Raw genomic sequence first — 19,883 nt, forward strand, 5'->3', positions numbered from 1 at the left:
CGGCTTATGCTCAATTATTCCTGATGCGTGATGATGTTGGGGATAGTGTCATCCTTACGCAACGTCATTATTTCGCAGCCGTTTTCCGTCACCACAATAGTATGCTCGTATTGTGCCGACAAGCTGCGGTCTTTGGTTTTTACCGTCCAGCCGTCTTTCATGGTGCGAATACGGTAATCACCAGCGTTGACCATCGGTTCCACGGTAAACACCATGCCCGGCTGCAACACCACGCCGCCGTCGTCGGCGTCATAATGCAATACTTGTGGTTCTTCATGGAAACCACGACCGATGCCATGGCCACAATATTCGCGCACCACGGAAAAATCCTGTGCCTCTACGTACTTCTGAATTTCGCGGCCAAGCGTGCGTAACCGGATGCCTGGTTTAATCATCCGCAGTGCCAGATACAGGCTTTCCTGGGCTACTTTGCACAGACGCTCTCCTTGAATGGTCGGCTTGCCGACGATGAACATTTTGGAGGTATCGCCGTGAAAATCGTCTTTGATCACCGTGACATCAATGTTGACGATGTCGCCCTCTTTGAGGATTTTCTCATCGCTTGGAATACCATGGCATACCACTTCGTTGACTGAAATGCAGACGGATTTAGGGAAGCCGTGGTAGCCGAGGCAGGCGGAAATCGCGTTTTGCTTGTTAGTGATGTGGTCATGGCAGATTCGGTCTAGCTCGCCGGTACTCACACCCGGCACCACGTATGGTTCGATGATTTCCAGCACTTCAGCCGCCAGACGACCAGCCACACGCATTTTTTCGATATCTTCAGAGGTTTTGATTGAGATTGCCATTGATTTCAGTCCACAGGTATCGCCGCATCCGACGAAAGAGGGTCAATAAATAGTGATTTATGGTATCAGCCCAGCCTGACACTGCCAAATCATCATTCCGTCACGGCATTGTCATCCCCGGTTCAGGCCGTTGCAGTAGAATGCAACAAAAGTTGGTGTCCATGGGCGGTTTATGGTATAAAGCGCGCCGGTGTTCCGGCTGGTATTCGGGCAACTGGGTATTGGTTGGTTCAAACTGAACTCATATGTGTATAACACACACGTGTCGACACATTCGCCGGGGTGCCGGAGTGGTTTCCATTCTGGTCGGCGCAATGGGGCACGTGGAGGCATAACCCCATACTTAATCTATAGAGGTAATCATGGCAACTGTTTCCATGCGCGATTTGCTCAAGGCTGGCGCACACTTTGGTCACCAGAAACGTTTCAGAAATCCGAAAACTAAAGCGTTCGTTTTCGGCACTCGTAACAAAGTTGATATCATCAACCTTGAGAAAACGGTACCGATGTTCAATGAAGCTCTGGCTGAATTGAGCAAAATTTCTTCCCGTAAGGGCAAGATTCTGTTTGTTGGTACCAAACGCGCAGCAAGCGAAGCGGTAAAAGAAGCTGCTATCAACTGCGACCAGTTCTTTGTGAACCATCGTTGGTTGGGCGGTATGCTGACTAACTGGAAAACCGTTCGTCAGTCTATCAAACGTTTGAAAGACCTGGAAACTCAGGCTCAAGACGGCACATTCGACAAGCTGACCAAAAAAGAAGCGCTGTTGCGCACCCGTGAACTGGACAAGCTGGAAAACAGCCTGGGCGGTATCAAAGACATGGGCGGCCTGCCTGATGCGCTGTTCGTTATCGACGCCGATCACGAACACATTGCTATCAAAGAAGCAAACAACCTGGGTATTCCGGTATTTGCAATTGTTGATACCAACTCTGATCCGGATGGTGTTGATTACATCATCCCTGGTAACGATGACGCCATCCGTGCAATCAGCCTGTACCTGAGTGCTGTTGCCGCCGCTGTCCGTGAAGGCCGTTCTCAGGATCTGGCTATTCAGGCAGAAGAGAGCTTCGTCGAAGCTGAATAATAAGGCCAGCTCTGTTGAGCCCTTATTAACCAGGTATTGACATATGTTGGTTAGGGGGGCCTTGTCAGGCCCCTTTTTTACTTATCTCTTACTTATCTCTGCCACGAGATAACCGAGGAAAAGATAATGGCTGAAATTACCGCTGCCCTGGTAAAAGAACTGCGCGAACGTACCGGCGCAGGCATGATGGAATGTAAAAAAGCTCTGGTTGAAGCTAACGGCGACATCGAGCTGGCAATCGACAACATGCGTAAATCTGGCCAGGCTAAAGCTGCGAAAAAAGCAGGTCGCGTTGCCGCTGAAGGCGTGATCCTGACCAAAATTGCTGCCGATGGCAAATACGGCGTCATCGTTGAACTGAACTGCGAAACCGACTTCGTAGCAAAAGACGCTGGCTTCAAAGCATTTGGCGAAGAAGTTGCTAACGCGGCGCTGAACGAGCGCATCACCGATGTTGAAGTTTTGAAAGCGAAATTCGAAGAGCAGCGTACCGCGCTGGTAGCGAAAATCGGTGAAAACATCAATATTCGTCGCATCGCTGTGCTGACTGGCGATGCACTGGGTTCCTATATGCACGGTGCCCGTATTGGTGTGATGGTATCTGCTAGCGGCGCTGATGAAGAGCTGATCAAGCACATCGCTATGCACATTGCTGCCAGCAAACCGGAATATGTCAATGCCGAAGACGTACCGGCTGACGTGGTTGCTCGTGAGCATCAGATCCAGTTGGACATTGCCATGCAATCTGGCAAGCCGCGCGAAATCGCAGAGAAAATGGTTGAAGGCCGTATGCGCAAATTCACTGGCGAGATCTCTCTCACCGGCCAGAATTTTGTGATGGACCCGAACAAAACCGTTGGTCAACTGCTGAAAGAGCACAATGCTTCCGTCAGCAGCTTCATTCGCTATGAAGTGGGTGAAGGTATTGAGAAAGCTGAAGTTGACTTTGCTGCTGAAGTCGCAGCAATGAGCAAGCAGTCTTAATAAAAAAAAGGAACCGCCACTTGGCGGTTCCTTTATTATCCGGCCAAACTATTCGCGATATCCGTAATTCGTGATACAAGCAATTTCATGGCATCTGGCAACACCGTCTGCGGTGCGCCGGGTGTGGCAGTAATAACCCCCAGTACGATGACAGCCTGTTAGGACAAGAACACCATGGCAACCAACGCAAAACCCGTATATCAACGTATTCTGCTGAAGCTGAGTGGCGAAGCACTTCAGGGAGCTGAAGGTTTCGGTATCGATGCGAGTATCCTTGATCGTATGGCCCAGGAAATAAAAGAGTTGGTTGAACTGGGTATTCAGGTCGGTGTGGTTATTGGCGGCGGCAACCTGTTCCGCGGTGCTGGTTTGGCTAAAGCAGGCATGAACCGTGTGGTGGGTGACCATATGGGGATGTTGGCAACCGTGATGAACGGTCTGGCGATGCGTGATTCGCTGCATCGTGCTTATGTTAACGCCCGTCTGATGTCGGCCATTCCGCTTAATGGCGTGTGTGACAACTACAGCTGGGCTGAAGCCATCAGCCTGTTGCGTAACAACCGCGTTGTGATTTTCTCGGCAGGCACCGGCAACCCTTTCTTTACCACCGACTCTGCTGCCTGCCTGCGCGGGATTGAAATCGAAGCAGATGTAGTGCTGAAAGCGACCAAAGTCGATGGGGTATTCTCTGCTGATCCGGTCAAAGATCCCAATGCAACGCTCTACGAATCGCTGACTTATCATGAAGTGCTTGAGCGCGAACTCAAAGTCATGGATCTGGCTGCCTTTACGCTGGCACGCGACCATAACCTGCCGATTCGTGTATTTAATATGAACAAGCCAGGGGCGCTGCGTCGTGTTGTTATGGGTGAAAAAGAAGGCACGTTGATCAGTAATAACAGCTGACGCCTAATTTAAGGTAATATCTTGTTTTGGTGACACAAGATTGCGCCATATATCGCCAGCTTGCTGCTGGTAATCGATGATTCGCTGGGTCATGCAAGGCGAGCGTGACCTGACTGGCAACCAGTTTTCAAGGGTTCACAACGTGATTAATGAAATCAGAAAAGACGCTGAAACACGCATGGATAAATGCGTAGACGCTTTCAAGAATCAGATCAGCAAAGTGCGTACCGGTCGTGCGTCCCCCTCGCTTCTGGACGGTATTAATGTGGAGTATTACGGTAGCGCAACCCCGTTACGCCAGTTAGCCAATATCGTGGTGGAAGATTCGCGTACGCTGGCTGTCACTGTATTTGACCGGACAATGGGACCGGCGGTGGAAAAAGCCATCATGGCATCTGATCTGGGGCTGAATCCGATGTCTGCCGGTACGGTTATCCGTGTTCCTCTGCCTCCGTTGACGGAAGAGCGCCGTAAAGACCTGATCAAGGTGGTACGTGGTGAAGCAGAACAGGGGCGTGTGGCTGTGCGTAACGTTCGTCGTGATGCGAATGACAAGCTAAAAGCGCAACTGAAAGATAAAACTATCAGTGAAGATGAAGAACGCCGTGCTCAGGACGACGTCCAGAAGTTGACTGACGGCTTTATCAAAAAAATTGACGCCGCTCTGGCGGAGAAAGAAAAAGAGCTGATGGATTTCTGATTCGTCAATTCGATGAAGCGCCGCTGGCAGGTGTGCTGGGTTTGTCCCGCCCTTATCCGCGGCGTTTTGCTTTTTTCACTTCAGCTTTTTGATGTGGGATGTTTTGCGTAACGTCACGCATTTTCATACTAGCCTTATCGACAGGTCGACGCTGACGTTACAGACTGGCACCTCGCCTGTAATCAAACCCGTTTTATCAGGTCATATTCATGAAGCAACTGACAATCCTCGGCTCCACCGGCTCTATTGGCGTTAGCTCCCTTGCTGTAGTCAGAGCCAATCCAGACAAGTTTTCAATAATGGCACTGGTCGCTGGACGCAACGTTTCCATGATGGTAGAGCAGTGCCTGGAGTTCTGTCCGGCGTACGCCTCCATGGCTGATGAGAATTCGGCACGAGAACTCCGCATCCGTCTACGTGATGCCGGCAGTCAGACGACCGTGCTGTCAGGCGCTCATGCTGCCTGCGAACTGGCTGCGTTGGATGAGGTTGATCAAGTGATGGCGGCGATTGTTGGAGCAGCCGGTTTGCTGCCGGCATTGTCCGCGATTCGTGCCGGCAAACAAGTTCTGTTGGCCAATAAAGAATCGTTGGTGACCTGTGGCCGTCTGTTTATGGAAGAGGTGTCGAAAAACGGGGCGCAGTTGTTGCCGGTCGATAGTGAACATAGTGCGATTTTTCAGAGTTTACCTGAGCCAATCCAGCGGCAACTGGGATATGCTTCCTTAGCGCAATACGGAGTTGAGCGGGTGGTTCTGACCGGTTCGGGTGGGCCATTTCGTGAAATTCCGTTTGCCGCGTTGGATTGTGTCACTCCTGAGCAGGCGTGTGCCCATCCAAACTGGTCAATGGGGCGAAAGATTTCGGTGGATTCCGCCACCATGATGAATAAGGGACTGGAGTATATCGAGGCGCGCTGGCTGTTTAATGCCTCGGAAGCACAGATGGAAGTGGTTATCCATCCTCAATCAGTCATCCATTCCATGGTGCGTTACCGGGATGGCAGTGTCTTGGCGCAATTGGGTACGCCCGATATGCGGACCCCAATAGCCTTTGCAATGGCTTACCCTGAGCGTGTCTTTTCCGGTGCGCCGGCACTTGATTTTTGCCAGTTAGGGGCGTTGACCTTTTCTGCGCCGGATTTCCAGCGGTATCCTTGTCTGCGTCTGGCTATGGATGCATGTAATCAGGGACAAGCCGCCACAACGGCGCTCAATGCGGCAAATGAAATTGCGGTTGCGGCATTTTTACAATCCGGTATCCGTTTTACCGATATCGCCGTAGTCAATCAGAGCGTGATGGAACAGTTGACATTACCTGAGCCGCAAAGCGTTGATGATGTATTGTCTATCGATACCTGGGCAAGACAAGCCGCGGAAAATATGCTGCGGCGTTATCAGTAACCTTACGCTGGTGTGTTTGTTCACATGCGCCTGAAATGGTATAGTCTGCGCCGCTTGATGCTGATGGTTATTAATAAAAGCCACAGTGATGAAAAGTTGTGTGTGCACAGCTTTTTTTATGCTGTCAGGTTCGGCTGTGACTGGAATAATCCTTTTCTTGCTCGAGGAAATCAATACACGCTATGCCCTCAGAAAATCAACACGGTAGTCAGCAGTCGTTAGCTAACGGCCCACGCCATGTAGCGATAATTATGGATGGTAATGGCCGCTGGGCTAAGCAGAGGGGAAAGCTGCGGATCTTCGGTCATCAGGCAGGAGTGAAGTCAGTGCGCCGGGCGATTAGTTACGCGGTCGACAAGAACCTTGAAGCCTTGACGCTATACGCATTCAGTAGTGAAAACTGGAACCGTCCGGCACAGGAAGTCTCTGCGCTGATGGAACTGTTTGTGCGCGTATTGAATAACGAAGTCAAAAACCTGCACAAGCACAATGTCCGTTTGAGAGTTATCGGTGATATTAGCCGATTCAGTAGCCGATTACAGGGACTGATTCAACGCTCCGAAGCGATGACAGAAAATAATACGGGCCTTACTCTGAATATTGCCGCGAATTATGGCGGACGTTGGGATATTATCCACGGGGTCAGGAAAATCGCCGAACAGGTTCAGGAAGGATTACTGCGTCCTGATACTATTGATGAATCGACTTTGAGTCGTTACATGAGCCTGAACGATCTGGCCCCGGTTGATTTGCTAATAAGAACGAGTGGAGAACATCGCATTAGTAATTTCCTGCTGTGGCAGATTGCGTATGCAGAACTTTATTTTACCGATGTTCTCTGGCCGGATTTTGACGAACAAACCTTTGAAGGTGCTATTCATGCCTTTGCTCAACGTGAGCGTCGCTTTGGGGGAACCACGCCTGACGATGCAGATGCATCGTAGGGGGTATTTTTGCTGAAGTATCGCCTGATTACTGCGCTGATTCTGATTCCTTTAGTTATTGCGGCGCTTTTTTTTCTGCCGCCGTTGGGGTTTTCTCTGGTGACGCTGGTGGTCTGTATGCTGGCAGCTTGGGAATGGGGCCAACTGGCTGGTATGGTTTCTTACACACAACGGATCTGGCTTGCCGTCGCCTGCGGTTTTCTGTTGGCGGCGATGATGCTGACTCTGCCTGACTATCACTACTCTGTTGCGTTTATACCGGTTTGCCTGTCTCTATGGCTCTCTCTGTTCTGGTGGGGAGTAGCGTTGTTGATGGTGTTGTTCTATCCGTCGTCTGCTGCAATCTGGCGCCATTCCCAGGTACTGCGTCTATGCTTTGGCCTGTTAACTATTGTGCCTTTTTTTTGGGGCATGGTGTCGCTTCGACAGCTCGATTATGAAAACAATCCTTTCAGTGGTGCTTGGTGGTTACTGTATGTCATGGTGCTGGTGTGGGGAGCGGATAGTGGTGCCTACCTGTTTGGCAAGCTGTTTGGACGGCGTAAGCTGGCGCCGAAGGTATCGCCAGGAAAAACCTGGGAGGGCGCTATCGGCGGGCTGGCAACATCAGCAATGATTGCGTTACTGTTTAGTCACTATGCACCGTTGTCTGTTTCAACCGTTGCCCTGCTGGTTTGCTCTGTTGTAGCTACGTTGGCTTCAGTATTGGGCGATCTGACCGAAAGCATGTTCAAGCGTGAAGCGGGCATCAAGGACAGCAGTCACCTTATTCCGGGGCATGGTGGGGTACTGGATCGTATTGACAGTCTGACTGCTGCTATACCGGTATTTGCCTGCCTGATGCTGCTGCTGTTCAAAGCTGTTTAGGAGTACAACGTAGAGTCGGTTTATGCTGAATATTCTCTGGAACCTGGCTGCATTTGTCGTCGCACTTGGTGTGCTTATTACCGTGCATGAATTTGGGCATTTCTGGGTTGCCCGCCGTTGTGGTGTTCGTGTCGAGCGTTTTTCCATCGGCTTTGGTAAGTCAGTGTGGCGTCGTCATGATCGGCAGGGTACCGAGTATGTCATCGCACTGATCCCACTAGGCGGTTATGTGAAAATGCTTGATGGCCGCGTTGATGATGTGCCTACAGAGCTTCAGCATCAGGCATTCAATCATAAAACAGTCTGGCAACGTGCTGCGATTATTAGTGCCGGGCCGATTGCTAATTTCGTATTCGCTGTCATTGCCTACTGGCTGGTGTTCATCATTGGTGTACCTGGGGTACGCCCTGTGGTTGGCGAGATTTTGCCCGGTTCGATTGCTGCTCAGGCTCAAATTTCGCCGGGAATGGAACTAAAGTCGATTGATGGCATCGAAACGCCTGACTGGGATAGCGCGCGTCTGGCCCTGATTGGCAGGATTGGCGAACCTGACGTGGTGATTGAAACCGCTCCGTTAGGGGCAGAGAAAACCGAAAGCAAGCGACTTGAACTGCAACGTTGGCATTTCGATCCGGAAAAGCAAGATCCAGCGATTTCGCTGGGGATTGTACCTAAAGGCCCGCAGGTTGAAGCGGTATTGACTCAGGTCCAGCCTCGTTCTGCGGCTGAAAAAGCGGGTTTGCAAGTCGGCGATAGGATCGTTAAAGTCGATGGTCAGTTGTTGGCTCGCTGGCAGCAGTTTGTCATTGCCGTGCGTGATAACCCAGGTAAGCCGATTGCGCTGGAGGTGGAAAGAGGAGGGAATATACAGCCCGTAACTCTGACGCCTGATGGCAAAACGGTGGCTGAAGGGCGGCTGGAAGGGTTTGCCGGCGTGGTGCCGAAAGTCACTCCGTTGCCTGATGAATATAAAACTGTACGCCAGTATGGGCCGTTCAGTGCCGTCTATGAAGCTGGGAATAAAACCTGGCAACTGATGAAACTGACAGTCAGTATGCTGGGTAAGTTGATTACCGGTGACGTGAAGCTGAATAACCTGAGCGGCCCTATCTCCATCGCGCAGGGAGCAGGCATGTCAGCAGATTATGGATTGGTGTATTACCTGATGTTTTTGGCGTTGATCAGCGTCAATCTGGGGATTATCAATCTGTTCCCTCTGCCGGTACTGGATGGTGGTCATCTGCTCTTTCTGGCTATCGAAAAGCTAAAGGGTGGACCGGTTTCCGAGCGTGTGCAGGACGTGAGTTATCGCATTGGCACGGTGTTGCTGGTGATGTTAATGGGACTTGCACTTTTCAATGATTTCTCCCGCCTTTAGGTGTGGATTAGGTTAGGAAAAACGCATAACAACGATGGCGATGAAAAAGTTGCTCATAGCGTCGCTGCTGTTTAGCAGCGCCACCGTATACGGTGCAGACGGGTTCGTAGTGAAAGATATTCATTTCGAGGGCCTGCAGCGGGTTGCTGTCGGTGCGGCATTGCTCAGTATGCCTGTTCGAGTGGGAGATACCATCACTGACGAGGATATCGGTAACACTATTCGGGCATTGTTTGCAACCGGGAACTTCGAAGATGTCCGTGTCCTGCGTGATGGAAACTCGTTGCTGATTCAGGTCAAAGAACGCCCGACCATTGCCAGCCTGACCTTCTCCGGCAACAAAGCGGTGAAGGAAGAGATGCTCAAGGAGAATCTGGAAGCATCGGGTGTGCGTGTTGGCGAGGCGTTGGACCGCACCACCCTGTCCAATATCGAGAAAGGGCTGGAAGATTTCTATTACAGCGCGGGCAAATACAGCGCCACGGTCAAGGCGGTGGTGACGCCGTTGCCCCGCAATCGTGTTGATCTCAAGTTGGTGTTTACTGAAGGGGTATCCGCCAAAATCCAGCAGATCAACATCGTTGGCAACAAATCCTTCAATTCGGATGAATTGATTTCTCGTTTTCAGCTACGTGATGAAGTGCCGTGGTGGAACGTGGTCGGGGATCGCAAATACGAGAAACAGAAGCTGTCTGGCGACTTGGAAACCCTGCGCAGTTTTTATCTCGACCGCGGCTACGCACGTTTTAGCATTGATTCCACTCAGGTTAGCCTGACACCGGACAAAAAAGGTATTTACATCACCATCAACGTTACTGAAGGCAATCAGTATAAGCTCTCCGGGGTGGTGGTACGTGGCAACCTGGTGGGTCATGCCACTGAAATTGAAGATTTAACCCGCATCCAGCCAGGGGAGCTGTATAACGGCACCAAAGTAACCCGGATGGAAGAGGACATCAAAAAATTGCTGGGACGCTATGGCTATGCCTATCCTCGCGTGGTGACTCAACCGGAAATCAACGATACCGACAAAACGGTGCGGTTAAATATTAATGTGGATGCCGGCAACCGCTTTACGGTACGCCGCATCCGCTTTGAAGGAAACGATGTATCCAAGGATTCTGTGCTGCGTCGTGAAATGCGTCAGATGGAAGGCGGCTGGCTTGGCAACGATCTGGTAGAGCAGGGTAAAGAACGACTGAACCGCCTTGGCTATTTCGAAAGCGTAGATACGGAAACCCAGCGCGTGCCGGGAACACCGGATCAGGTGGACGTAGTGTATAAGGTCAAGGAACGTAACACCGGTAGCCTGAACTTCGGTATCGGCTTTGGTACCGAAAGCGGTGTCAGCTTCCAGGCCGGCGTTCAGCAAGATAACTGGCTGGGAACCGGTAATTCGGTCGGGATTAGCGGGACCCGCAACGATTATCAGACCTATGTCGAACTGTCGATGACTGACCCGTACTTTACGGTGGATGGCGTAAGTCTCGGTGGTCGAATTTTCTACAATAACTTTAAAGCATTAAATGCAGACCTGGCTGATTACACCAACCAGAGTTATGGTGTGGGTACAACGCTGGGCTTTCCTGTCAATGAGAACAACTCGCTGCGCGTTGGTTTGGATTACGTGCATAACTCGTTGTCGGATATGAAGCCACAGGTGGCGATGTGGCGCTATCTGAACAAAGTCGGCGTAGATCCGGATGCAACGACATCAAGCGCCAGCTTTAGTGCCAATGATTTCTTCCTGACGCCTGGCTGGACTTACAATAATCTTGACCGTGGTTACTTCCCGACAGCGGGTAGCCGTATCAACCTGAATACCAAGGTAACGGTGCCGGGGTCGGACAATGAATACTATAAACTGACCTTCGATTCGACGAGTTACTTCCCTATCAGCGAAAATCACAACTGGGTGCTGATGGCGAGAACTAAAGCTGGTTATGGCGATGGGCTGGGTGGTAAAGAAGTACCGTTCTATGACAACTTCTTTGCCGGTGGCTCTAACACCGTACGTGGCTTCCGTTCCAATACCATTGGTCCGAAAGCGGCGTACTATACTGGGTGTGGCACATCAAGTGTGTCGTCTTGCAGTATTGACCCGTCTAAAATGACGGATGCGGTAGGCGGTAATGCGATGGCGGTTGCCAGCGCGGAGTTCATCGTGCCGACACCGTTTATCAGTGACAAGTATGCCAGCTCTGTACGTACCTCTTTCTTCGTCGATGCTGGTACAGTATGGGATACTCACTGGGAAAACACTGCCCAGACACTGGCGGCGGGTGTGCCAGACTACAGCAAACCTGGCAATATCCGCATGTCTTCAGGTCTTGCTGTGCAATGGGTGTCACCACTGGGACCGTTGGTATTCTCGTATGCTCAGCCGTTTAAGAAATACGAGGGAGATCGCTCCGAGCAGTTCCAGTTTAACATCGGTAAAACCTGGTAAGCCGAAGTATCTGGTGTTTGGGTTGAACCAAGACGATGTACCGGTATCTGGTGGTGATTTGAGCATACAGCTTGACTGCCGATACCGTGATTATGATAAGCGCAATCAGCGTAGAAATACTTAGGGTGAGGAGTTTTAAAGTGAAAAAGTGGTTGTATGCCGCAGGGTTAGGTTTAACGCTGGCTGTTTCTGCCGGTGCTCAGGCTGCTGACAAGATTGCAATCGTCAATGTTTCCAGCATCTTCCAACAGTTGCCGCAGCGTGAAGCAGTGAGCAAACAACTGGAAAACGAGTTCAAAGGCCGTGCCTCTGAACTGCAGTCCATGGAGCGTGCCTTGCAGGAAAAAATGCAGAAGCTGCAGCGTGATGGTTCTACCATGAAAGCCAGCGAGCGCTCCAAGATGGAAAGCGATGTTATGGCTCAGCGTGAGCAGTTCTCCAGCAAAGCTCAGGCGTTCGATCAGGACAACCGTCGTCGTCAGATGGAAGAGCGTAACAAAATCCTGAGCCGTATTCAGGACGCGGTGAAAGCGGTTGCCTCCAAGCAGGGTTATGACGTAGTTATCGATGCGAATGCGGTTGCCTATGCTGACAACGCGAAAGACATCACTGCAGATGTGCTGAAACAGGTTAAATAATTCATGTTTTCAATTCGACTGGACGCCTTGGCTCAACAGTTGGATGCACAATTACACGGTGATGGCGACATTGTCATCACCGCTGTTGCTTCTATGCATTCAGCGCAGGCAGGACAGATTACGTTTTTATCCGATAGCCGCTATCGCGAACAATTGAACAGTACTCTGGCTTCAGCCGTGGTATTGACAGAAGCTGATTTGCCGTTTTGCAATACAGCGGCGTTGGTGGTAAAGAATCCTTATTTGGCCTATGCGCGTATGGCGCAGTTGATGGATACGACGCCAGCACCGGCACAGGGAGTCGCACCCTCTGCGGTGATTGCTCCAGATGCGCGTTTAGGAGATGGGGTTTCTGTTGGCGCGAATGCGGTTATCGAATCCGGCGCAGAGTTGGGTGAGGGTGTCGTCATTGGTGCCGGCTGTTTTATTGGCAAGAATGTCCGCATTGGGTCAGGTACCCGTCTGTGGGCTAACGTCACGATCTACCATAATGTTGTGTTGGGTGAGCAGTGCTTGATTCAGTCCGGCGCTATAATCGGCTCGGATGGGTTTGGGTACGCCAATGATCGTGGCAATTGGATCAAAATTCCCCAGTTGGGAACGGTCATCATCGGTGATCGTGTTGAGATTGGCGCCAGCACTACTATTGATCGTGGTGCGCTGGATGACACCATTATTGGTAACGGTGTCATCATTGATAACCAATGTCAGATTGCACACAACGTTATGATTGGGGACAATACCGCAGTTGCTGGTGGGGTAATCATGGCGGGCAGCCTCAAGGTTGGTCGGTATTGCATGATTGGCGGTGCCAGCGTGATCAATGGTCACATGGAGATTTGCGACAAGGTCACAGTCACAGGGATGGGTATGGTCATGCGGCCAATCACTGAGCCAGGAGTGTATTCTTCTGGTATCCCGTTGCAACCAAACAAGGTCTGGCGCAAAACAGCTGCGCTGGTGATGAATATTGACGAGATGAGTAAGCGGCTCAAAGCTGTCGAGCGTAAGCTCGAAGACCGTTAATCATCTGTATTCGCAACCGCTGTTTCGGATGCAAGACTGACGCCTATGTGCGTAATTTTTATTTGCGGCCTGCAGGTGTTCCTTCCTTGTTGGGGAATGTGCAGGCCGTGTTGTTAATGCTATCGTTTTTATTGACAGGAAGAGTATTTTGAATACAGACACGCATACTCTGCATATCGAAGAGATTTTGGATCTACTACCGCACCGCTATCCGTTTTTGCTGGTGGATCGTGTACTGGATTTTGAGAAAGGAAAATTCCTGCGCGCGGTAAAAAATGTCTCTTTTAACGAGCCGTTCTTTCAGGGGCACTTCCCTGGCAAGCCGATTTTCCCTGGTGTGTTGATTCTGGAAGCCATGGCACAGGCTACCGGTATTCTGGCGTTCAAGAGCCTGGGAAAACTGGAGCCGGGCGAACTGTACTATTTCGCCGCTGTGGATGAAGCGCGTTTCAAGCGGCCTGTAGCGCCTGGCGATCAGATGATTCTGGAAGTTGAGTTCATCAAAGAGCGCCGTGGTATTGCACGTTTCAAAGGCGTTGCTAAAGTTGATGGTGAAGTAGCTTGTGAAGCGGAAATGATGTGCGCTCGTCGTCGGGAGGGCTGATTAGTGATTGATCAAACCGCCTTTATTCACCCCAGTTCCATTGTTGAGGATGGCGCAGTTATTGGCGCCGGTGTGCATATTGGACCGTTTTGCCATATTGGTTCGCAGGTTGAGATTGGCGCCGGTACGGTGCTTAAGTCTCATGTCGTTGTTAACGGCATCACCAAAATTGGTCGTGATAACGAAATTTATCAGTTTGTCACGATTGGCGAAGTCAACCAGGACTTGAAATATGCTGGTGAACCGACGCGCGTTGAAGTGGGTGATCGCAACCGTATCCGTGAAAGCGTCACCATTCACCGAGGTACGGTGCAGGGCGGTGGGTTGACTAAAGTCGGTAACGATAACTTGCTGATGATCAATACGCACATTGCTCATGATTGTGTTGTCGGCAACCGCTGCATTCTGGCGAATAACGCTACTCTGGGCGGTCATGTTTCCGTTGATGATTTTGCGATTATTGGTGGTATGACAGCTGTGCACCAGTTCTGTGTGATTGGTGCACACGTGATGGTAGGCGGTTGCTCTGGTGTGGCGCAGGATGTCCCTCCGTATCTGATAGCACAAGGCAATCATGCCACGCCGTTCGGTATCAACATTGAAGGACTGAAACGTCGTGGGTTTGAGAAAGAAACTCTGCACGCTATCCGCAACGCTTATAAGCTTATCTATCGCAGCGGCAGAACGCTGGATGAAGTAAAAGCTGATCTTGAAGTACTGGCGGCGGAACACCCGGCAGTACAGGCCTATCTTGATTTCTTTACCCGCTCGACGCGCGGCATTATTCGCTGAGTCATGACACAACGTCCTTTGATTATCGGTCTGGTCGCCGGAGAAACCTCCGGCGATATTCTTGGTGCGGGTTTGATCCGTGCACTGAAAGCGCACGTACCGGATGCCCGCTTTGTCGGTGTGGCAGGGCCGCTTATGCAGGCAGAGGGATGTGAAGCCTGGTACGAGATGGAAGAGCTGGCGGTGATGGGGGTGGTTGAGGTGCTTGGGCGCCTGCCTCGTTTGCTTAAGATCCGCCGCGACCTGACACAGCGTTTCAGTACATTACAGCCGGATGTGTTTGTCGGTATCGACGCCCCTGATTTCAATATCACTCTGGAAGGCCGTCTCAAACGCAATGGCATTAAAACTATCCACTATGTCAGCCCGTCAGTGTGGGCATGGCGGCAAAAACGCGTTTTCAAGATAGGCAAAGCCACGAATCTGGTATTGGCATTTTTGCCGTTCGAAAAGGCGTTTTACGACCGTTTCAATGTACCTTGCCGTTTTATCGGCCATACCATGGCTGATGCAATGCCGTTGCATCCAGACAAAGCGGCGGCTCGTCGTACCTTAGGATTGGCGGAAGAGGCGCGCTGTCTGGCGATGTTGCCTGGCAGTCGGGGGGCGGAAGTGGACATGCTGAGTGCAGATTTCCTGAAAACGGCGAAGTTATTGCGGCAAACTTACCCTGAACTGGAAGTGCTGGTGCCGCTGGTTAACCAACGACGTCGTGAACAGTTTGAAAGAATTAAGGCTGACGTTGCGCCAGACATGACTATCCGGCTGCTGGACGGGCAGGCGCGAGAAGCGATGATTGCCAGCGATGCTACATTGCTGGCATCCGGTACGGCGGCGCTGGAGTGCATGTTGGCGAAGTGCCCAATGGTGGTTGGATATCGTATGAAATCCTTCACGTTCTGGCTGGCAAAACGATTGGTGAAAACCTCGTGGGTATCATTGCCCAATTTGTTAGCCGGTCGTGAACTGGTCAGGGAATTGTTGCAGGATGACTGCACGCCTGAAAAACTCTCGGCGGCATTGCTGCCCTGGCTTGCTGGCGGCGAAGCGACGCAGCAATTGCAGCAGGCGTTTTTACACCTGCATCAGCAGATTCGATGCGACGCCGATGAACAGGCGGCGCAGGCAGTACTGGAGCTGTGGCGGTCATGAGTGAGGTTTTTGTGTATCCCAAGGCGCATTGCATTGCGGGTGTGGATGAGGTAGGACGTGGCCCGCTGGTGGGTGCTGTGGTGACAGCGGCGGTGATTCTGGACCCTAACCGTCCTATTGTCGGACTGGCGGATTCTAAAACGCTTAGCGAGAAGCGCCGTCTGGCGTTATATGACGAGATTCGTGAAAAGGCGTTGGCCTGGAGTCTTGGTCGTGCTGAACCGGAAGAGATCGATTCACTCAATATTCTACATGCCACCATGCTGGCGATGCAGCGTGCAGTTGCCGGGCTACCGATTACGCCGGATTTTGTGCTGATCGACGGCAATCGTTGTCCGGCCCTGCCGATGCCATCACAGGCTGTGGTCAAGGGTGACAGTCGTGTGGCGGAAATCAGTGCAGCCTCGATTCTGGCCAAAGTGACGCGGGATCGTGAAATGGAAGTGCTGGATCAGCAGTTTCCTGAGTATGGATTTGCGCAGCACAAAGGGTATCCTACAGCATATCACCTTGAAAAGCTGGCGACGTTAGGCGCCACCCTTCATCACAGGCGTAGTTTTGGCCCGGTTAAGCGGGTGCTGGGTCTGGCGTAACGCAACGCATAATATGCCTGAAGATGTGCATCAGGCTGGTTACTGAAAAGATTATGGGATCCGGAAATGGCCGAACCACGTTTTGTTCACCTGCGTGTTCACAGTGACTATTCCATGATCGATGGGCTGGCTAAGACCGGCCCGTTGGTAAAAAAAGCCGCAGCACTGGGAATGCCAGCGCTGGCGATCACCGATTTTACTAATCTGTGCGGATTGGTGAAGTTCTATGGCGGCGCGCATAGTGCCGGCATCAAGCCGATCATCGGTGCCGATTTTTATCTGCAGAGTGAAGAGCTGGGCGACGAGTTGGCGCATCTCACTATTCTGGCGATGAATAACGAGGGTTATCAGAACCTGACGCTGCTGATTTCTCGCGCCTATCAGCGAGGGTATGGCGCTGCCGGGCCTACGATTGATAAGGCATGGCTGGTGGAGCATCAGGCTGGGTTGCTGCTTCTGTCCGGCGGTCGTCATGGCGATATCGGCAAGTTTCTGCTGCGCGGCAATCAGGCGCTGGTGGAACAGAGCGTCGCTTTTTATCAGCAACATTTCCCCCAACGGTTTTATCTGGAGCTGATTCGTACCGGTCGACCGGATGAAGAAAGCTACCTGCATTCGGCAATAAAACTGGCGACGGCACACGGCTTGCCGGTCGTTGCCACCAACGATGTCTGTTTTATCAGTCCGGATGACTTTGAAGCGCATGAAATCCGCGTGGCGATCCATGATGGTTTTACGCTGGATGACCCCAAACGTCCCCGCAATTACAGTGCGCAGCAGTACATGCGCAGCGAAGAGGAGATGTGCGAGCTGTTTGTCGACATCCCTGAAGCGCTGATTAACACGGTAGAAATTGCCAAACGTTGTAATGTCACTATCCGGCTCGGCGAATATTTCCTGCCGCAATTTCCTACCGGCGAGATGTCGACTGAAGACTATCTGGTGATGTGCGCCAGAAAAGGGTTGGAAGAGCGACTGACATTCCTGTTTCCGGATGAAGCGGTGCGCGCCCAGCGTCGCCCGGAATACGACGAGCGTCTGGAAATAGAGCTCAACGTTATCAACCAGATGGGCTTCCCCGGTTACTTTCTGATCGTGATGGAGTTTATCCAGTGGTCCAAGGATAACAACGTGCCGGTAGGTCCGGGGCGCGGCTCCGGCGCCGGTTCTCTGGTGGCGTATGCGTTGAAAATAACCGATCTGGACCCGCTGGAGTTTGACCTGCTGTTCGAGCGTTTCCTTAACCCGGAACGTGTGTCGATGCCTGACTTTGACGTCGATTTCTGCATGGAAAAGCGCGATCTGGTGATCGACCATGTAGCGGACATGTATGGTCGTGATGCGGTGTCACAAATCATCACCTTCGGTACCATGGCGGCGAAAGCGGTGATTCGTGACGTTGGCCGGGTATTGGGGCATCCATACGGATTTGTTGACCGTATTTCCAAGCTGGTGCCGCCTGATCCGGGGATGACGCTGGAGAAGGCTTTTGCCGCTGAGCCGCAGTTGGGCGAGATCTACGAAGCGGACGAAGAGGTCAAGGCGCTGATCGACATGGCGCGCAAACTGGAAGGGGTAACCCGCAATGCCGGTAAACACGCCGGTGGCGTAGTGATTTCCCCCACCAAGATTACCGATTTTGCGCCGCTATATTGCGACCCGGAAGGTAATCACCCGGTCACCCAGTTCGACAAGAGTGATGTGGAATATGCCGGTCTGGTGAAGTTTGACTTCCTCGGTCTTCGTACGTTGACCATCATCAACTGGGCGCTGGAGATGATCAACGCCCGGCGCGCTAAGCAGGGGCTGGAGCCGGTAGATATCGCCGCCATTCCGCTGGATGACAAGAAAAGTTTCGACATGCTGCAGCGCTCGGAAACCACGGCGGTGTTTCAGCTTGAATCGCGCGGCATGAAAGATTTGATCAAACGTCTTAAGCCGGACTGCTTCGAAGACATGATCGCGCTGGTGGCCCTGTTCCGTCCGGGACCGTTGCAGTCAGGGATGGTGGATAACTTCATCGACCGTAAGCACGGACGTGAAGAGATTTCCTACCCGGATATCCAGTGGCAGCATGAAACGCTCAAGCCTGTGCTGGAGCCGACCTATGGTATCATCCTGTATCAGGAACAGGTGATGCAGATTGCCCAGGTACTGGCCGGGTATACCCTTGGCGGTGCGGATATGCTGCGTCGTGCGATGGGTAAGAAAAAGCCCGAAGAGATGGCCAAACAGCGTTCCGTATTCAAAGAGGGCGCCGAGAAGATGGGCGTTGACGGCGAGCTGTCGATGAAAATCTTCGACCTGGTGGAGAAGTTCGCCGGTTATGGCTTCAACAAATCGCATTCGGCTGCCTACGCGCTGGTATCGTATCAAACACTGTGGCTGAAGGCCCATTATCCGGCGGAGTTCATGGCGGCGGTGATGACCGCCGATATGGACAACACCGACAAGATAGTTGGGCTGGTGGATGAATGCTGGCGCATGGGGTTGAAGATTCTGCCGCCAGACATCAACAGCGGTTTGTATCATTTCCACGTCAATGATGATGGCGAGATTGTCTACGGCATCGGCGCTATCAAAGGTGTGGGAGAAGGGCCGATTGAAGCCATCATTGAAGCGCGCAATAACGGCGGTTATTTCCGCGATTTGTTCGATCTGTGCGCCCGTACGGATATTAAGAAACTGAACCGGCGAGTGCTGGAAAAACTGATCATGTCCGGTGCGTTTGACCGGCTTGGGCCTCACCGCGCCGCGCTGATGAATTCACTGGTGGATGCCATGAAATCAGCCGAGCAGCACGCGAAGGCAGAGGCCATCGGTCAGGCGGATATGTTCGGCGTACTGGCGGAAACGCCTGAGCAAGTGGAGCAGTCCTACAGCACGGTGCCGCCGTGGCCGGAGCAGGTGGTGCTGGATGGTGAAAGGGAAACGCTGGGGCTGTACCTGACCGGGCACCCCATCAATCAGTATCTGAAGGAAATTGAACGCTACGCGGGAGGCGTGCGGTTGAAAGACATGCACCCCACGGAGCGGGGAAAAATGACCACCGCCGTTGGACTGGTGCTTGCCGCCAGGGTGATGGTAACCAAACGGGGCAACCGTATTGGCGTCTGCACGCTGGATGATCGCTCTGGTCGTCTGGAAGTGATGCTGTTTACCGAAGCGCTGGAAAAATATCAGCACCTGCTGGAGCAGGACCGTATTCTGATAGCCAGTGGACAGGTCAGCTTTGATGACTTCAGCGGTGGACTTAAAATGATGGTCAGAGAGCTAATGGATATCAGCGAAGCGCGGGAAAAATATGCGCGCGGGCTTGCTATCTCGCTGACTGACAGGCAAATTGATGACCAGTTGTTAAACCGTCTCCGTCAGTCGTTGGAACCCCATCGATCGGGGACGATTCCGGTGCATCTCTATTACCAGCGCCAGGATGCGCGTGCCCGGCTACGTTTTGGTGCGACTTGGCGTGTTACGCCTACTGATGTGTTGCTGAATGATTTACGTACCCTGGTTGGTAATGAACAGGTAGAACTGGAATTTGACTAAA

At 51.9% G+C, this 19,883-nt stretch carries 17 protein-coding genes; 16 read left to right on the forward strand and 1 reads right to left on the reverse strand.

Features of this window, described 5'->3' with window-relative positions; genetic code table 11:
• Positions 1–14: 14 nt before the first annotated feature.
• On the reverse strand, positions 15–809 hold the full coding sequence (gene map / locus Dpoa2040_RS01865; protein WP_042869141.1) for a type I methionyl aminopeptidase: 795 nt from the start codon (positions 807–809) through the stop codon (positions 15–17).
• Between the two features lie 362 nt (positions 810–1,171).
• On the opposite strand from map, the gene rpsB reads away from it, so the two are divergent.
• The 16 genes from rpsB (at position 1,172) to dnaE (ending at position 19,882) form a co-directional block, all read left to right on the forward strand.
• Positions 1,172–1,897 (forward strand): 30S ribosomal protein S2, encoded by a 726-nt coding sequence (gene rpsB, locus Dpoa2040_RS01870; protein ID WP_168640086.1) that lies wholly within the window; start codon positions 1,172–1,174, stop codon positions 1,895–1,897.
• A gap of 126 nt (positions 1,898–2,023) precedes the next feature.
• The gene (gene tsf / locus Dpoa2040_RS01875; protein WP_042869146.1) at positions 2,024–2,881 is read left to right on the forward strand and encodes a translation elongation factor Ts; all 858 of its coding nucleotides are present in this window, start codon (positions 2,024–2,026) and stop codon (positions 2,879–2,881) included.
• Positions 2,882–3,055: 174 nt separating this feature from the next.
• The gene (pyrH, locus tag Dpoa2040_RS01880) at positions 3,056–3,787 is read left to right on the forward strand and encodes a UMP kinase (protein WP_042869147.1); all 732 of its coding nucleotides are present in this window, start codon (positions 3,056–3,058) and stop codon (positions 3,785–3,787) included.
• Between the two features lie 142 nt (positions 3,788–3,929).
• The gene (gene frr / locus Dpoa2040_RS01885; protein ID WP_042873828.1) at positions 3,930–4,487 is read left to right on the forward strand and encodes a ribosome recycling factor; all 558 of its coding nucleotides are present in this window, start codon (positions 3,930–3,932) and stop codon (positions 4,485–4,487) included.
• A gap of 209 nt (positions 4,488–4,696) precedes the next feature.
• On the forward strand, positions 4,697–5,890 hold the full coding sequence (ispC, locus tag Dpoa2040_RS01890) for a 1-deoxy-D-xylulose-5-phosphate reductoisomerase (RefSeq protein WP_042869149.1): 1,194 nt from the start codon (positions 4,697–4,699) through the stop codon (positions 5,888–5,890).
• Between the two features lie 182 nt (positions 5,891–6,072).
• On the forward strand, positions 6,073–6,834 hold the full coding sequence (ispU, locus tag Dpoa2040_RS01895) for a (2E,6E)-farnesyl-diphosphate-specific ditrans,polycis-undecaprenyl-diphosphate synthase (protein WP_042869151.1): 762 nt from the start codon (positions 6,073–6,075) through the stop codon (positions 6,832–6,834).
• A 9-nt stretch (positions 6,835–6,843) separates the two neighbouring features.
• A complete protein-coding gene (gene cdsA / locus Dpoa2040_RS01900) occupies positions 6,844–7,701 on the forward strand; it encodes a phosphatidate cytidylyltransferase (protein ID WP_168640087.1) in 858 nt (285 codons plus the stop codon).
• 22 nt (positions 7,702–7,723) lie between these two features.
• Entirely contained in the window at positions 7,724–9,079 is a 1,356-nt protein-coding gene (gene rseP, locus Dpoa2040_RS01905) for a sigma E protease regulator RseP (RefSeq protein ID WP_168640088.1), read from the forward strand.
• Positions 9,080–9,113: 34 nt separating this feature from the next.
• Complete coding sequence (bamA, locus tag Dpoa2040_RS01910) at positions 9,114–11,528, forward strand: outer membrane protein assembly factor BamA (RefSeq protein ID WP_168640089.1); 2,415 nt, start codon at positions 9,114–9,116, stop codon at positions 11,526–11,528.
• A 140-nt stretch (positions 11,529–11,668) separates the two neighbouring features.
• Positions 11,669–12,166, forward strand: coding sequence for a molecular chaperone Skp (skp, locus tag Dpoa2040_RS01915; protein WP_042869156.1), 498 nt, complete (start codon positions 11,669–11,671; stop codon positions 12,164–12,166).
• Positions 12,167–12,169: 3 nt separating this feature from the next.
• Positions 12,170–13,192, forward strand: a complete 1,023-nt coding sequence (lpxD, locus tag Dpoa2040_RS01920; protein WP_168640090.1) for a UDP-3-O-(3-hydroxymyristoyl)glucosamine N-acyltransferase — start codon at positions 12,170–12,172, stop codon at positions 13,190–13,192.
• 148 nt (positions 13,193–13,340) lie between these two features.
• Positions 13,341–13,796 carry a 3-hydroxyacyl-ACP dehydratase FabZ gene (gene fabZ, locus Dpoa2040_RS01925; protein ID WP_042869160.1) on the forward strand — a complete coding sequence of 152 codons (456 nt, stop codon included), beginning with the start codon at positions 13,341–13,343 and terminating at the stop codon, positions 13,794–13,796.
• A 3-nt stretch (positions 13,797–13,799) separates the two neighbouring features.
• Positions 13,800–14,588, forward strand: a complete 789-nt coding sequence (lpxA, locus tag Dpoa2040_RS01930; RefSeq protein ID WP_042869162.1) for an acyl-ACP--UDP-N-acetylglucosamine O-acyltransferase — start codon at positions 13,800–13,802, stop codon at positions 14,586–14,588.
• A gap of 3 nt (positions 14,589–14,591) precedes the next feature.
• Positions 14,592–15,740: a lipid-A-disaccharide synthase gene (lpxB, locus tag Dpoa2040_RS01935; RefSeq protein ID WP_168640091.1), complete on the forward strand. Its 1,149-nt coding sequence runs from the start codon at positions 14,592–14,594 to the stop codon at positions 15,738–15,740.
• Positions 15,737–16,333 carry a ribonuclease HII gene (rnhB, locus tag Dpoa2040_RS01940; RefSeq protein WP_042869166.1) on the forward strand — a complete coding sequence of 199 codons (597 nt, stop codon included), beginning with the start codon at positions 15,737–15,739 and terminating at the stop codon, positions 16,331–16,333. The genes lpxB and rnhB overlap by 4 nt, the downstream gene beginning before the upstream one ends.
• 66 nt (positions 16,334–16,399) lie before the next feature.
• Positions 16,400–19,882 carry a DNA polymerase III subunit alpha gene (gene dnaE, locus Dpoa2040_RS01945; protein ID WP_042869169.1) on the forward strand — a complete coding sequence of 1,161 codons (3,483 nt, stop codon included), beginning with the start codon at positions 16,400–16,402 and terminating at the stop codon, positions 19,880–19,882.
• Position 19,883: the final 1 nt, after the last annotated feature.

This window comes from Dickeya sp. CFBP 2040, assembly GCF_012273755.1.
GTDB classification, from domain to species: Bacteria; Pseudomonadota; Gammaproteobacteria; order Enterobacterales; family Enterobacteriaceae; genus Dickeya; species Dickeya poaceiphila.